Source organism: Nereida ignava (genome assembly GCF_001049735.1).
GTDB classification, from domain to species: Bacteria; Pseudomonadota; Alphaproteobacteria; order Rhodobacterales; family Rhodobacteraceae; genus Nereida; species Nereida ignava.
In genome coordinates this window covers 264558-279629 of record NZ_CVPC01000002.1, presented here as the reverse complement: position 1 = coordinate 279629, position 15072 = coordinate 264558, and the positions used below count along the sequence as shown (strand labels likewise).

General features: G+C 51.8%; 15 protein-coding genes. 7 read left to right on the top strand and 8 right to left on the bottom strand.

The window, feature by feature from the left end:
- Window positions 1-99 precede the first annotated feature (99 nt).
- A complete protein-coding gene (gene gyrA, locus NIG5292_RS01550; RefSeq protein ID WP_048597588.1) occupies window positions 100-2877 on the bottom strand; it encodes a DNA gyrase subunit A in 2778 nt (925 codons plus the stop codon).
- Between the two features lie 118 nt (window positions 2878-2995).
- A complete protein-coding gene (locus NIG5292_RS01545; RefSeq protein ID WP_048597587.1) occupies window positions 2996-3805 on the bottom strand; it encodes an enoyl-CoA hydratase in 810 nt (269 codons plus the stop codon).
- A 54-nt stretch (window positions 3806-3859) separates the two neighbouring features.
- On the opposite strand from NIG5292_RS01545, the gene NIG5292_RS01540 reads away from it, so the two are divergent.
- The 7 genes from NIG5292_RS01540 (at window position 3860) to NIG5292_RS01510 (ending at window position 9084) form a co-directional block, all read left to right on the top strand.
- The gene (locus NIG5292_RS01540; protein WP_048597586.1) at window positions 3860-4282 is read left to right on the top strand and encodes a PaaI family thioesterase; all 423 of its coding nucleotides are present in this window, start codon (window positions 3860-3862) and stop codon (window positions 4280-4282) included.
- A gap of 153 nt (window positions 4283-4435) precedes the next feature.
- Window positions 4436-4894, top strand: coding sequence for a 50S ribosomal protein L13 (gene rplM, locus NIG5292_RS01535; protein WP_048597585.1), 459 nt, complete (start codon window positions 4436-4438; stop codon window positions 4892-4894).
- A gap of 3 nt (window positions 4895-4897) precedes the next feature.
- A complete protein-coding gene (gene rpsI / locus NIG5292_RS01530) occupies window positions 4898-5389 on the top strand; it encodes a 30S ribosomal protein S9 (protein ID WP_048597584.1) in 492 nt (163 codons plus the stop codon).
- A gap of 155 nt (window positions 5390-5544) precedes the next feature.
- Complete coding sequence (locus NIG5292_RS01525; protein ID WP_143081955.1) at window positions 5545-6339, top strand: FkbM family methyltransferase; 795 nt, start codon at window positions 5545-5547, stop codon at window positions 6337-6339.
- A 41-nt stretch (window positions 6340-6380) separates the two neighbouring features.
- Complete coding sequence (locus NIG5292_RS01520; protein ID WP_048597582.1) at window positions 6381-7250, top strand: ABC transporter permease; 870 nt, start codon at window positions 6381-6383, stop codon at window positions 7248-7250.
- Entirely contained in the window at window positions 7247-8038 is a 792-nt protein-coding gene (locus NIG5292_RS01515) for an ABC transporter permease (protein WP_048597581.1), read from the top strand. Before NIG5292_RS01520 ends, NIG5292_RS01515 begins: the two co-directional genes overlap by 4 nt.
- A 2-nt stretch (window positions 8039-8040) precedes the next feature.
- Window positions 8041-9084: an ABC transporter ATP-binding protein gene (locus NIG5292_RS01510; protein WP_082136590.1), complete on the top strand. Its 1044-nt coding sequence runs from the start codon at window positions 8041-8043 to the stop codon at window positions 9082-9084.
- Window positions 9085-9087: 3 nt separating this feature from the next.
- Here the strand turns inward: NIG5292_RS01510 and ppk2 are convergent, their stop codons facing one another.
- From ppk2 to NIG5292_RS01480, 6 genes are all read right to left on the bottom strand, one after another.
- On the bottom strand, window positions 9088-9963 hold the full coding sequence (gene ppk2 / locus NIG5292_RS01505; protein ID WP_048597579.1) for a polyphosphate kinase 2: 876 nt from the start codon (window positions 9961-9963) through the stop codon (window positions 9088-9090).
- A gap of 57 nt (window positions 9964-10020) precedes the next feature.
- Window positions 10021-11025 (bottom strand): alpha/beta fold hydrolase, encoded by a 1005-nt coding sequence (locus tag NIG5292_RS01500; protein WP_048597578.1) that lies wholly within the window; start codon window positions 11023-11025, stop codon window positions 10021-10023.
- Window positions 10976-11890, bottom strand: a complete 915-nt coding sequence (gene metA, locus NIG5292_RS01495; RefSeq protein WP_048597577.1) for a homoserine O-acetyltransferase MetA — start codon at window positions 11888-11890, stop codon at window positions 10976-10978. Before metA ends, NIG5292_RS01500 begins: the two co-directional genes overlap by 50 nt.
- A gap of 16 nt (window positions 11891-11906) precedes the next feature.
- A complete protein-coding gene (locus NIG5292_RS01490) occupies window positions 11907-12758 on the bottom strand; it encodes a hypothetical protein (RefSeq protein ID WP_048597576.1) in 852 nt (283 codons plus the stop codon).
- Between the two features lie 147 nt (window positions 12759-12905).
- Window positions 12906-13898 carry a transporter gene (locus NIG5292_RS01485; protein ID WP_233488138.1) on the bottom strand — a complete coding sequence of 331 codons (993 nt, stop codon included), beginning with the start codon at window positions 13896-13898 and terminating at the stop codon, window positions 12906-12908.
- 140 nt (window positions 13899-14038) lie between these two features.
- Window positions 14039-14905 (bottom strand): DMT family transporter, encoded by an 867-nt coding sequence (locus NIG5292_RS01480; protein ID WP_048597574.1) that lies wholly within the window; start codon window positions 14903-14905, stop codon window positions 14039-14041.
- Window positions 14906-15072 lie beyond the last annotated feature (167 nt).

Sequence of the window (15072 nt, the reverse complement as noted above, 5' to 3'; positions counted from 1 at the left end):
AGGACCCGCATTAACTTGCCTTATTGTTACCAAACAAAGCCTCAATTGCGCCACAATTATTTTGCGAACAATCGAAATTAATGCGGAAACAGTCCTTTTCTATGCGTCAGTCGGAGTATCGGGGGCAGCGTCGCCACCGTCTTCTACATCAGCATCTTCCGCTGTCTGATCCGCAATCCAAGCCACGCTGACGACTTTTTCACCTTTAGATGTGTCAAATACTTTCACACCACCAGCGCTACGCGATCTGAAGCTAATGCCTTCAACAGGGACCCGAATGGACTGACCTTTACTGGTCACCAACATGATCTGATCTTCCAACTCAATCGGGAAGGAGGCAACGATCTGACCACCGCGCATGGCTTTATCCATTGCCTGCACACCCATGCCACCGCGTCCACGCAGTGGATAGTCATGGCTGGATGACATTTTGCCCGCACCGTTTTCCGTGATGGTCAGGATCAGGTTTTCGGAGGCTGACATTTCGACGTAACGCTCTTGGGGTAGGTTAATATCAGCAACCGCTTCCTCATCTGCTGCATCAACTTCATCCGTTAAGCCCGCAACAAGTCTACGCATTTTCAAATATGCAGCACGTTCTTCTGATGAAGCCTCGAAGTGGCGGATGATCGACATTGAGACAACTGTATCATCGCCCGCAAGCTTAACACCGCGCACACCGACCGAAGCCCGTGAGTTGAAGATACGGACGTCCGTTGCCTTAAATCGGATCGCACGACCTGAGTTGGTCACCAACATGACATCATCGTCGTTCGACGCGATGCGTGCGTTGATAAGCGTGGTGTTCTCGTGCTCACCCTCAAACTTCATCGCGATTTTGCCGTTGCGCATGACGTTCGTGAAATCGGAAAGCTTGTTGCGGCGCACTGTGCCTGCGGATGTTGCGAAGACAACCTGCAGATCGTCCCACTCTTTTTCGTCACGGTCCACTGGCATGATGGCAGCGATCGACACACCCTGCGGGATGGGCAGGATATTGACGATTGCTTTGCCCTTTGAGGTGCGTGAGCCTTGGGGCAGGCGCCACGTCTTGAGCTTGTAAACCATGCCGTCTGTCGTGAAGAACAGCAGTTGCGTGTGGGTATTGGCCACAAAGAGCGATGTGACCACGTCTTCGTCTTTGGTCGCCATGCCAGACAAGCCCTTGCCACCGCGACGTTGGGCGCGGAAGTCAGCAAGCGGCGTCCGCTTGATGTAGCCACCTTGGGTAATTGTGACGACCATGTCTTCGCGTTCAATCAGGTCCTCGTCTTCCATGTCGCCGGACCAGTCGACGATTTCTGTACGGCGCGGCACCGCATAAGCGTCACGAACTTCGGTCAGCTCATCTGTGATGATGCCCATGATACGCTCGCGAGAGCGCAAGATATCAAGGTATTCCGTAATTTTGACCGCAAGCGCTTCCAGCTCATCCGTTACTTCGGACACGCCAAGCTGTGTCAGGCGTTGCAAGCGCAATTCAAGGATAGCGCGCGCCTGAGTTTCAGACAGATTATATGTACCGTCTTCATTGGCCTTATGGGTCGGATCATCGATCAACTTGATGTAGGCCAAGATATCTTGGGCGGGCCAGCGGCGCGTCATCAGTTTTTCACGAGCCTCAGCAGCATCCGCAGAGGAACGGATCGTTGCAACGATCTCATCCACATTTGATACGGCCACAGCCAAACCACACAATACGTGACTACGTTCGCGGGCTTTGCGCAAATCAAAGGCGGTGCGGCGCGCCACGACTTCTTCGCGGAAAGCAATAAACGATGTCAGGAACTTACGGAGTGTAAGTTGTTCGGGCTTGCCGCCGTTCAGGGCCAACATGTTCGCACCAAAACTTGTTTGCATAGGCGTAAAGCGGAACAACTGGTTAAGAACGACTTCAGCTGTCGCATCGCGTTTCAACTCAATCACGACGCGCACACCGTTACGGTCAGATTCGTCTTGAACGTGGCTGATGCCTTCGATCTTTTTCTCGCGAACTTGTTCCGCGATTTTGTCGATCATAGAGGCTTTGTTCACTTGATAGGGGATTTCGTCGATCACAATCGCCCAACGATCCTTACGGATTTCCTCAACGCGGGTTTTGGAGCGGATCACAACGCTGCCACGTCCCTCAAGATAGGCTTTGCGCGCGCCAGAGCGGCCCAACATAATTCCGCCCGTTGGAAAATCAGGACCTGGAATATAGTCAATCAGCTGCTCTGAAGTTAAATCAGGCTGTTCAATAAGCGCCAAAGTGGCATCGATTACCTCGCCCAAGTTATGGGGTGGGATGTTCGTGGCCATACCAACAGCAATACCGCCAGCACCGTTGACCAGCATGTTTGGAAAGCGTGCGGGAAGAACAGTCGGCTCAGTATCTTTGCCGTCGTAGTTGTCTTGAAAATCAACGGTCTCTTTTTCGATATCTGCAAGAAGCGCACCCGCCGGTTTATCCATGCGCACTTCGGTATAGCGCATGGCAGCCGCGTTATCGCCGTCCATGGAGCCGAAATTGCCCTGACCATCCAGCAGCGGAAGCGACATTGAGAAATCTTGGGCCATCCGCACCAGTGCGTCGTAAATCGCGCTGTCGCCGTGGGGGTGATATTTACCCATCACATCGCCAACAGGGCGGGCAGACTTACGATAAGACTTTTCGGCAGTATTACCTGTTTCATGCATTGCATAAAGAATGCGGCGGTGCACAGGTTTCAGGCCATCACGCAGGTCAGGGATCGCACGGCTAACGATGACCGACATCGCGTAATCAAGATAGGCCGTTTTCATCTCATCGACGATGTCGACTTGCGGTCCGTCGTAAACATACTCCTGAACGGTGTTTTCTTCTTCGTTTTCAGGTGTTTCTGGCGTGTCGCTCATGTGATACCTTAACTTTCCATGCGCACTATGGCTCGCGCGCTATATATTGTTGTCAAAACAATAGCACTTCCTGGATATGGGGTGCAATGGGGCGTTCAGGTCGAATTTCAAGCGGCACTTAGCTGTTGGCGATATCCCAGTTTGGTTTACGCTTTTCGTTGAAGGCCGTAATGCCTTCAGCGGTGTCCTCATTAGCCATATTTTGGACCATCACGTCACGGGTGAAAGTATATGCATCTGCCACGGGCATTTCGAGTTGATCGTAAAACGCGCCCTTACCAAGACGCACAGCAGCCCCCAGTTTAGCAGCAACCGTTTCGGCCAAGTCACGTGTCACGGGCGCCAGTTTGCTGGGTTCGGCGATACGGTTGATCAATCCAAGGTCAAGCGCGCGATTGGTGTCAATGAAGTCGCCGGTTACGAGCATTTCAAAGGCCTGCTTGCGGGGCAGATTGCGCGACAGCGCCACCATGGGCGTTGAGCAAAACAGCCCGATGTTCACACCATTAACTGCAAACCGTGTTCCTTCAGCCGCGACAGCCATATCGCAGGCGGCAACAAGCTGACATCCTGCGGCAGCGGCGACACCGTGAACTTGCGCAATGACGGGTTGGGGCAGGGTGCGAATGGCGGTCATCATCTGCGCACATGCATCGAAAAGTGCTGTCAGTTCACGGGCACCAGCATCCGGACCTTCGCGCATCGCTTGCATTTCTTTGAGGTTGTGACCCGCACAAAAGGCTTTGCCGGCCCCGCTGAGAACAACGCATCTGATGCTTTGATCTGCGGCAATATCCACAAACAGTGCGGTCAGTGCCTCAATCATCTGACTTGAAAGAGCGTTAAGCGTTTGCGGTGTTGCCAACTCAATGTATGCGACGCCGTTCGCATCACAACGGGTATAAAGAGACGTTTGCGTATCGGTCATCTTGTTCCTCACAATCTTGTGGCTACAGTAGGGCCGAAACTGTTGAGAGTTGCAATGACTGACCCACTTCTTACTACCGCAGAGCTGACCGCATTTTTGGCGCGGGATTTTGAACAAGTGAAGGACGACTTCACTGTTGATGAAATCACGGCGCAAGGGATCAAGCTGCGTCTCAACGTGGCCGAGAGGCACCTGCGCCCCGGCGGCACAGTATCTGGGCCCGCGATGTTTGGGCTGGCGGATGTGGGGGCGTATCTGGCGATTTTATCGCGCATCGGTCTTGAGGCGCTGACGGTGACCACGAACTGCAGTATCGATTTCATGCGCAAACCCATCGCTGGTAAGGATGTGATTTGTGACGTGAGACTGTTGAAGCTGGGACGGCAACTGGCGGTTTGTGATGCACTTGTGTTCAGCGATGGAGATGATCGGCCGGTTGCCCGTGCGTCATTGACCTATTCGATCCCGCCAAAGTAGTAATTTTTGGGGTATTTTGATACCTATTTTTTAAGCCCCTGATTATGAACGGTTTTTCGATGTTTTGTGTTGTTGACTGCTATTTGTGCGCCTATATAAGGGCGCAATCGAATACCCGCGGAGCCTTTCCGCTGACATTCCAAGGATAGAAACATGAAAACCTTCACTGCGACACCCGCAGACATCGACAAGAAGTGGATCATCATCGACGCTGAAGGCGTGGTGCTGGGCCGTCTTGCGTCGATTGTTGCGATGCGTCTTCGCGGCAAGCACAAGCCGTCGTTCACGCCCCACATGGACATGGGTGACAACGTCATCATCATCAACGCTGACAAAGTTCAGTTGACTGGTAAGAAACGCGAAGAGCGTTACTACTGGCACACTGGCTACCCAGGTGGAATCAAATACCGTACCAAAGAGCAAATCTTGGAAGGTGATCACCCTGAGCGCGTTGTAACACTTGCGATCAAACGCATGTTGCCAGGCAACCGCCTGTCACGCCAGCAAATGACGAACCTGCGTGTGTACGCAGGCGCCGAGCACCCCCATGAGGCGCAAAGCCCCGAAGTGCTGGACGTCAAATCCATGAACTCAAAGAACACGAGGGTCTGATAGATGGCTGAAGAAATCAAAAGCCTCGATGAGCTGAACGCAGTTGCCGAAGGCACTGTTGCAGTAGCAGAAGTTGAGATGACCCCACGCGAGCCCGTCCGTGACGACCTTGGCCGTTCTTATGCGACTGGTAAACGTAAAGACGCGGTTGCACGCGTTTGGATCAAGCCAGGCTCCGGCAAAGTTGTTGTGAACGGTAAAGAGATGAAGGTCTATTTTGCACGCCCCGTGCTGCAAATGATCCTGCGTCAGCCTTTCACAGTTTCTGGTACAGAAGACCAGTTCGACGTGATGGCGACTGTCAAAGGTGGCGGTCTTTCTGGTCAAGCTGGTGCGGTTAAGCACGGCATTTCCAAAGCATTGCAACTGTACGATCCCAGCCTGCGTGGCGCGTTGAAAGCCGCTGGCTTCCTCACACGCGACAGCCGTGTTGTTGAGCGTAAGAAATACGGTAAAGCAAAAGCGCGTAAGAGCTTCCAGTTCTCTAAGCGCTAAGTTTTACGTTCATTATTCGAAAAAGCCCTGCCAAATGGTGGGGCTTTTTTTGTGTCTGCCGTCATCTAAGCACCTGCAAATGCTCTGGCAGTATTCATGTAACTTTAAGTCGGTAGTGTTTTTGTGGATTAAATCGTCACAGTGGTGAGTCCCAGGTGAAGCATTTTATTCGGACAGGTATTCAACGGCTAGCGGCTCGGAATGAGGTATTTGTCGGGGGCCTTGCCGCGCGCGCTGATGTGTCTGCGGCGATTTTACTTTTGCGGCCTGTCTCAATTCAGACCCCTTTGATCCGGATCGGCGGACAGGGTGACGGCGGGTACCTGTTACCAGACGATTTGGATGGAATTGATGCGTGTTTCTCACCAGGTGTTGATGATGTTGCGACGTTTGAAACACAGTTAGCGCGCGATTATCACATCCCGTGTTTTCTGGCCGATGCGAGTGTCGACCGATCACCAAGTGAGCACCCGCTGATTACCTTTGAGAAAAAATTCATTGGGAGTGATCCTTCTGAAAACTTCATAGGTCTTGAGGATTGGGTCGCGCAGCGGCAGGCAGGGACAGGTGATTTGGTGCTGCAGATAGATGTTGAAGGCGCAGAATTCGATATATTTGCGCACCTTTCAGACGCTACGTTGATGCGCTTCCGAACCATCGTTATCGAACTGCATCACTTGCACAATTTATTCTCACGGGGTGCTTTGCCGTTAATTGCCAGCTTTTTCCGTAAATTAACCAAGTTTCACCATGTGGTGCATTTGCATCCTAATAATTGTGCACCTGCGGTAACTCGCAATGGCATTTCGGTTCCGCCGCTTCTTGAGGTTACGCTTCACCGCAAAGATCGCTGCATTCTAACGCATCGACAGCTCAGCTTTCCGCATTCTCTTGATCGACCCAACGTTAATGAGATGCTAGATATCGAATTACCGTCCTGCTGGCGATAAACCCGTTTGCACAGGAAGCAATTCCCTTGCAAATATAGCCTGTGGCAGATGATGTTTCTCATAATTCCCGTCGGGGGCTTTTACTTGTTAGCCCGCCGTTTTTAACCACTTTGGTGCTGCTTGCGGGGCCACTCGGGGCAATCATTTTGTTCAGCTTTTGGACGCAAGATTACCTGACGCTGAATACTGATTTCACGATCAAAAATTACGTTGAGGCCGCCCAAGATCCGATTTACGGATTGCTACTGGGCCGCTCGCTTTTGGTTGCGGGGGCGGTGACACTGCTTACCGTCATCACAGCTTTTCCGGTGGCTTACTTCATCAGCTTTCATGTAAAGCCGTCGCGCAAATCGCTGTGGCTCTTTTTGATTACGATCCCGTTTTGGACAAGCTACCTGATCCGCGTTTTCCTGTGGAAAGTTGTTCTGGGGTTCAACGGCGTCATTAACTCAGGTTTGATTGAAGTTGGTATCATTGATGCACCAATCACATTCATTTTGTACAATCTAAATGCCGTAATCATCACGCTGGCGCACGCGTTTGCACCCTTTGCGATTTTGCCTATTTTCGTGGCTTTGGAAAAGATTGACCGCGCGCTTCTGGAGGCCTCACGCGACTTGGGGGAAACCCGCGTGGCGACTTTTTTCCGCGTCACGCTCCCACTTGCAATGCCGGGCTTAGTCGCTGCAACACTCATCGTGTTTATACCCGTCATCGGCGACTATATTACACCTCGCCTTGTTGGGGGACCCGGCGGGTTGATGATTGCAAACATGATCCAGACACAGTTTTTGAAACTCAACAACGCCCCAATGGGCGCGGCGCTCGCTGTTATTTCTATGGTGGCGGTGACCGTAATTGCGACACTATTTGTCTGGCTAAACCGGCGTTTCCTAAAGGTGCGGTCATGAGGGCATATACTTGGGCTTATCTGATTTTTCTCTACGCACCGATCGTGTTGCTTCCACTTTTCGCGTTCAATGACAGTACAACAATCGCCTTTCCTTTGCAGGGGTTCACCACCAAGTGGTTTGTGCAACTACCGACCATCCCCGCCCTGACAAGCAGTGTTTGGACCTCCGTTAAAATCGCCTCCATAACAGCAGTTTTATCAACAATTCTTGGTGTTTGCGCAGCACGTGCTGCCGTGCGCTATCGCTTTATTGGAAAGCGGCCCATTATGGGCCTGATCATGTTGCCGCTCGTCTTGCCCGAGATTATTGTCGCTGTTTCACTCTTGGTGGTGTTCTTGCAGTTGGGGCTAAGCATAGGGTCATGGTCAGTGATCGCAGGTCACACGTTGATCTGCATGCCATTTGCGATTTCTATTCTAAACTCCAGTTTTCAAAACATTGATCCCGCCCTTGAAGAGGCATCACTTGATTTAGGCGAGACCCGCGTCAGCACGTTTTACCGTGTGACACTGCCGTTGATCTGGCCCGGACTGATTGCGTCACTGCTTATCTCGTTCACGATCAGTTTGGACGAGTTTATCATCGCCTTTTTCCTAAGCAGTACAGAGCCAACATTACCTGTTTATTTATGGTCCCAGTTGCGCTTTCCAACCAAGCTGCCGGTCGTTATGGCCTTGGGAACGCTGCTTGTATGTCTCTCAATCCTGCTGCTTGCACTGGCTGAAACACTTCGTCGTCGTGGGTTGCGAAAGGCGGGACAAAGCACCGAAGGGGGCTTTTTATGACCATGATTTCGTTATCCGGCGTTAACAAGCATTATGATAGTTACCACGCGCTTAGGAACATAGATTTAGACATTGAAGCAGGGGAGTTCTTCTCTCTGCTTGGTCCATCTGGCTGTGGAAAAACAACGCTGCTGCGCACGATTGCGGGGTTTGAAGATATTGAAAGCGGGACGCTTAAGATTGCCGGTGCCGATATGGCAGAGGTGCCGCCAAACCGCCGACCGACCAATATGGTGTTTCAAAGTTACGCAATTTTCCCGCATTTGAACGTCGCGCAAAACGTGGCGTTTGGTCTACGCAAGTCTGACTTAAGTAAGTCAGAACAAACCCGTGTCGTTGGTGAAGCCCTTGAAATGGTAGGGCTAGACGGGTTTGGCGCCCGCGCGGCTAACGCTTTGTCTGGCGGGCAACGTCAACGTGTGGCCTTGGCCCGTGCGCTTGTTCTTAAGCCTAAGGTTCTTCTTTTGGATGAGCCGCTTTCCGCGCTGGACAAAAAGCTGCGCGAGCAGATGCAGCTTGAATTGCGTCGTCTTCAGCGACAAGTCGGCATTACATTCATTTTGGTGACCCACGACCAGGAAGAAGCGCTGATTATGAGCGATCGGATCGCTGTTATGTTTGAGGGTCAGATTGCGCAATTGGCTGACCCGCAAACCCTGTACCGTGCGCCGGCCTCGCGTAAAGTTGGTGAGTTCATTGGCACTATGAACGTGATGCCGGTTGCGCAAAATGCGGGTAATTTAACGATTGCAGGGCTTGGACAGGTGTCCGACCCTGCGCGAGACACTGTCTCTCACGCTGGTATCCGGCCCGAGACCATGTCCATTCTGTTTCCTGGCGAGCCTGATCGCGACCGTGTTGCAGCCGCTAAAATTGTTGATCGGGCTTACTATGGTGATATGACCTACTATGAAGTCGGGCTTGATGGCTTGGACAATACCCTCACGATTTCGATGAAAAATCTGATGGGGCGCGAGATTCTAGAGATTGGGACACCTGTCCGCATCAGTTGGCGCGAAGACGCATTGGTGTTTTTTGATCAGTAAGGTTTATGCAAGATTTGTCAGTGATGAAGACGCGCCAATAATCCCTTGGTCAATTGGGCCAATGGCATCATCATCTCGCCCCTCGTAAGTCACACGCGTTAGGATGGTTTGGATTGCTGCGATCCGCGCACGTCGTTTGTCATCGCTACGAACAACTGTCCACGGACACGTGTCCGTATGCGTCCGAGACAGTGTCTCACCAATTGCCTTCGAATAGCTGTCCCATTTACCAAGACCCTCAACATCAATCCAAGAGAGCTTCCATTGTTTCAAAGGATCAGCTTCGCGGCGCAAAAAACGGCGTAGTTGTTCGGCTCGCCCGACGTTCAGCCAAATTTTGATCAGCTGTATCCCATCGCTCACCATCATATCTTCGAAGTGTGGCGTTTGGTCGAACCAAAGCTGTCGCTGCGTAGGGGTGCAAAATTCAAAGACGTGCTCTACAACGCCGCGATTATACCAACTACGATCAAAAAACGTCATGCCACCGGCAGTTGGCATATGTTTCACATAGCGCTGAAAATACCACTCGCCGGCCTCCTTTTCAGTTGGCTTTGCAAGGGCTACGACACGCGCCTGACGGGGATTCAGGTTTTCGCGCAGCCGTTTAATCGTGCCGCCTTTGCCAGCAGCATCACGGCCCTCAAATACAACCGCAACCCGCGCGCCGCTTTTCTTGACCCACGACTGCATTTTGACCAGTTCAATTTGTAGCTTAGCCATATGCGCCTCATAGGCTTTCCGCTTTATGCGCTCATCATATGGGTAGCTCGCATCAAGAATTGCCCCCTTGGCGTTGTTCTTGATGCCTTGACGTATATCCTTCGGCGCATGTTCGCTGAAGAACTGATGCACCGCATCTTTGGAAAAACTCGACATATCAACACCTTCACCGCCAACTCTGATCCACACTATGACAAAGCAAAGCTTATCGCGCTAGGGGGTCTGTCGCAGGCGATCAATTGCAGAAATTACATCTGCCGGATTGGTGTGATGAGGCATGTGTCCGACGGCATTCAGGATTGTGAGACGGCTATTCGGTAATTGAGTATCAAGCACACGCGCATGAATACTGGCCGGTACGATTGTATCCGCATCGCCATGCAAGATTTCAGTTGGCAGTGTGATGCCAGGATACTGCTTGGACATTTCCACCAAATGCGGGCGTAGCCCAAGGACTTGCCGTGCGTTTGCGCGCATAGAAGCACGCCGCGTAACCAGAGCACCTCCAATATAATCGTTGTACCCCTCAGGCGGCTCGGCCGGCTCAAATATCGAATTGATTGAGGCATTGATCCGCGGCTCACTTGCAAAAGCTGCAATCAAAGGCGTTGTGATCAAGCCCCCGATAAGGCTGCCATTTACGCGGTATAATAGATCAAGCGGTCCGGGCCACGGTTCAGTCGCGCCGCTGAGAATAACCATGCCGCTTGGATGATCCGGAAACTCCAACGCCCAAGCCATCGCCACGGCACCACCAAAACTGTAGCCAAGGACAATTGGATTTTTTACACCCAGTTGAACCGCTGCGGCTTTCAGCATTCGTGCTTGCTGTTGAGGCGTCTCCGCGTCCGTGCTCCGCGCGCCGGAAAGGGTAGGGTCCGCCCGATCTGTGTAGCCCAAGCCCGGGCGATCCATCACGATAACGCGGTAGCGATCCTTGAGTTGGTCAACGAAATCGAACGTCCAATCTCGAATGTTGCCAGATGCCCCATGGATCAGGATCAAATCAGGCCCCGTTCCCGTAACCAGCGCATGGACTTGGCGGCCATCCACGTTAACGAATTGGCCAATGGGTGGAAAATTAGCCTCAGCTGCCCGTTCGTTTTTGCGCGCCATGATCCCCACAAAGGCAGAGGTCAGAACGACGCAAATCCCAATGGCAAGCAGGCTAAGTCCCAATGTTTTCAATCTCGTAGGGCGTCGTTTGGTAGATTTCATTTATCCAGTTCCCATAGAGAAGATGTGCATGACTGCGCCAGCGGTTTTGCGGTGCCGCAGCAGGATCATCTTCGGGATAATAGTTAACGGGTACATTGATCGCGGTTCCCTCAGAAACATCGCGATCATATTCTTGTTTCAGGGTGCTGGTATCATATTCAAAATGGTTAAAAATATAGAGCGCGCGGCGTGCATTATCCTCAACAAGGCACGGTCCTACCGCATCACTGCCCAACAGCGTTTTGAGGCCCGCTTGATTAATTTCGCCTGCGTCCATTTCGGTCCAGCGGCTCACGGGGATCACGCAATCGTCTGAAAATCCACGCAAATATGGTGATGCCGCATCAAGGTTTTTGTGACGGAAACACCCAAATGCCTTGGCATCAAGAAGGTGCTTCGTGACGCCATGGAAATAGTTAATCATCGCCATTCCGCCCCAGCATACACCAAATGTGGAATGCACGTTGGTCTGGGTCCACTCAAAAACCTCGCGCAACTCATCCCAGTAAGTCACCTGATCAAATTGCAGGTGCTCAATTGGCGCACCAGTAATGATGAGGCCATCAAACTTCTCGCCTTTGATGTCTTGGAAGGGACGATAAAACGTCTCCATATGCTCGGCGGCGGTGTTTTTGGTCTGGTGCTCGGACATGCGAACAAGTGTCAGCTCAATCTGTAGTGGTGTTGCACCAATCAACCGCGCGAATTGTGTCTCGGTCTGAATTTTCTTGGGCATTAGGTTGAGCAAAGCAATTTTCAGCGGGCGGATATCTTGGCGCGCGGCGACGGTCTCGTCCAGAACGCTCACGCCCTCGTGGGTCAAAATATCGTAGGCGGGAAGATCCGCAGGCAGTTTTATAGGCATTTTCGGGTGTCCTTACCTAAGGCAGCGCAGCGGCGATCAGCTCGCAGAACTCGTCCGCAGAACGGACTTTCATGACGTCATTTGCATCAAGCGTAACGCCCCATTTCGCCATTGCTTCATAACGGGGTTGCCGGTGTTTCATCGCGCGCGCATACATCCAGCGGATAAAGTCATCTGGATTAACTTCACTCTCTACTATATTGTTTTCAATTAAATAAACTTCCCAACAGTCAATGGTAAATTCTGTGTCATAGCACATTGGCTTGGGTGACCTGTCAAAGCGTTCTACCAATGATTGGCTATGGGCATCGCTGCCTTTGATCCAGACGAGAAGTGCGTTTTTGGCCAAAGCGTTCAAGATCAGATCGTTAGGATTTTCCGCATCGACCCACTCACAAATAGAGCCGCCAGTGTCGCAGACGAAATTATCGTAGCCGTAGATATCCTCGGCCCGCTCCATAAATTCACTCGTGTCGAGCAGGGCTTGGGTTTCGGCGGCCTGGAACTGTTTTTGACGCTTCATGTAGGCGTCAAAGCTTAGGCCACCCTGCGCCTCATTTCCGGGTTTTCCGGTATATGCCGCAACGGCAGTCAGGTCGTGATCGTGAATATTTGGCGCAATATGGATGGCATCAGCCAGAAGCATTTCCCGCAAGAACGGGACTTTCATCGCTTCGCGCTTACAATTGTCGGCAATCGGTTCGGCCATGTAACGGGTGCCGATCCGGTAATCGATAGAGTAGTGAAACCATGTGCCGGTCTGCTGAAGCATCTCGGAGACATAGGTTTTGCCCAAGCCAGACATCGCAAACAAAACGATCCGCTTGTGCGGAGCATCGCGCCATTCTTGTGCTGAATTATAGAGCATGGGCTGCGCCCCTTCGAAAAATCTGCTTGGAGACTTGAGATAGCCCTACAAAGGCACCGGTGCAAGGCAGCGCGTTGGGAGGTAGATAAAGAAAACCCCGCCACTTCGGATGAAGGGCGGGGCATGTGGAGTGTGAGTTAGCTGCGTTCAGAAAGTATAGCCGATCTTAAGACCAAGCCCAACAGCTGAGTTATCGGCGAAGGTGGCATTAACGAGTTTGGTAACCGCGTCACCGAAGTCAACGTAGCGAATACCTCCAGAAATCTTCACGCCATTCTCAAGCGTGTAAGCGTCTCCAATAGCATAACTAACGTTACCATCCGTTGGCCCAAGATCACTAACTTTTTCGTCCTTAGCTGCCTCGTAGCCAATTGTTAACGATCCAGATAATTGATCACTGAAGCGGCGTCCTATCCCGATACTGTATGTGCTGACATCACTATCATATTTTACAAGTGTACCCGCATTTGGATCGTCATCATTTAACGAAAAGCCATTCCAATTTACGTGCCGAACAGATGCTAAAAGAAGCGTGTCCGCCGCAATGCCTGTCTGGAAATCAACGTTGAAAGATTCCGGAAACGTAGTCGTGAGGCTACCTGCGCTGCCTGGCAAAGCAAGATCAATTTCGCCTGAGTAAGTTACTGCTAGCCGCAGGGCAATATCCTTGCGCTCATAGGCGCCCCCAACAACAAACCCTGTACCACTACCTGAGGAATAGGTTGATGAATAAGCAGGTAGAGACGTCTGAGGCCGATTATATTTCCCCTTAACGCTTACATAACGCAGGCCACCATGAACACTAAAGTGTTCATCCAATATTTGTCGTCCAAGGAGTGTAAGGCCTGTACTGGTAACGCTTGCTGCAGACCCGCTCAAAGCATAGCCGGCATCCGCATAATTCACATCTGCGCCGAAAGGCTGATCAAAAATGATCGCTATAGAAGTACTCTCTTTCAGTTGTCTTTTGTATGCAGCGCCTACTTGGGTGTATGATTGTGCTACATTACCAGTCGGCGTAGATGCACCGGCAGAACCAGGCCCCGTTCCTGAGACCGATGGGCTGACAGAGCCAAAGCTGAGTTCAACGTGGTTACCCGCTTCAAACAACGCGTTGATGCTCTGTCCGGAACGATCCAATCCACCCGCAGCTGCAAGTGAGGTCGTGGCGAGAAGTACTGCGCCTGCTGTTGTTAGCAGGCAAGCGGTTTTCCGCGCAATTGTTACGCGGCGTTAATCAGGGGGTCCAGTATATTGACGCGGGTTGCGTGAATATTTTTCTAAGTGCGTGAATTCCGCGTCTCAGCCCAAATATTTGTGTAATTCGCCCCAAAGATGATCGCAGCGCCAACAAACACCCAAAGGTCCAAATGCTCGCCGAATAAGATCATCGCCAAGACTGCGATAAGAGGCAGGCGCAGGAAATCAATCGGCACCACCAGCATTGCAGGTGCTAGTGACAGCGCCTGAACCAAACATGCATGCGCCAGCAACCCTGCGAAACCGATGATGATTATGAACGGTGTCATGGCAAGGGAAGGGGCTGCGATATCACCGTCGATCCCTGCGCAGATTATGCCGAACACTGCTTGTAGGCCGACCAACCACGTCAGGATTGTCAGCGTCGACTGATCTGCCGTCAGTTTTCGCGTGAATAGTATAGAGCCTGCGAAGAAAATCGCCGAACTCGCCGCAGTCAAAGTGCCAACCGAGATGCTGCCCATCGTGGGCCGAGTGACGATCAGAACACCAGAAAAACCAATGAGCGCGACGAGGATGCGTACCCGCGTCAGACGTTCACTTAAAAGTAGAGGCGACAGGATGAGCACCCACAGCGGCGTCGTGAATTCTAGCGCAAAAAGCTGGGCGAGGGGGATCAGCGTTAGGGCATAAAACCAAAGGTTCTGTCCTGTAAAATGACAAATGTTGCGGATAAGATGGAGGCTGAACCGATCTGTTTGAATGCGACGCACCCCGCCAGACGCAAAAATGATCGTCGCCATGACAACAACGCCGACGAGGCTGCGATACGTCATGATCTCAAACGTATCCAAATCCACAGAGACAACCCGGCCAGCCAAAGCCATGGCCGAAAAGCTGACGACGGCGCCAAGCATCCAAACGCAGGCTTTCAGTTGCGATGTCATCTGAACCACTGCCGATCAGACATCATGCCCACCGGAACATCCCAATTATACCAGCGCTCGCGTAGAAAAATTGCAGTAGCAACATGGCTCTGTGATTACACAAAAAGGCCCACAAGCCTATCGAGAATGACGAGATGAGCAGCAAACAAAAGCCCCAAAATTCATAG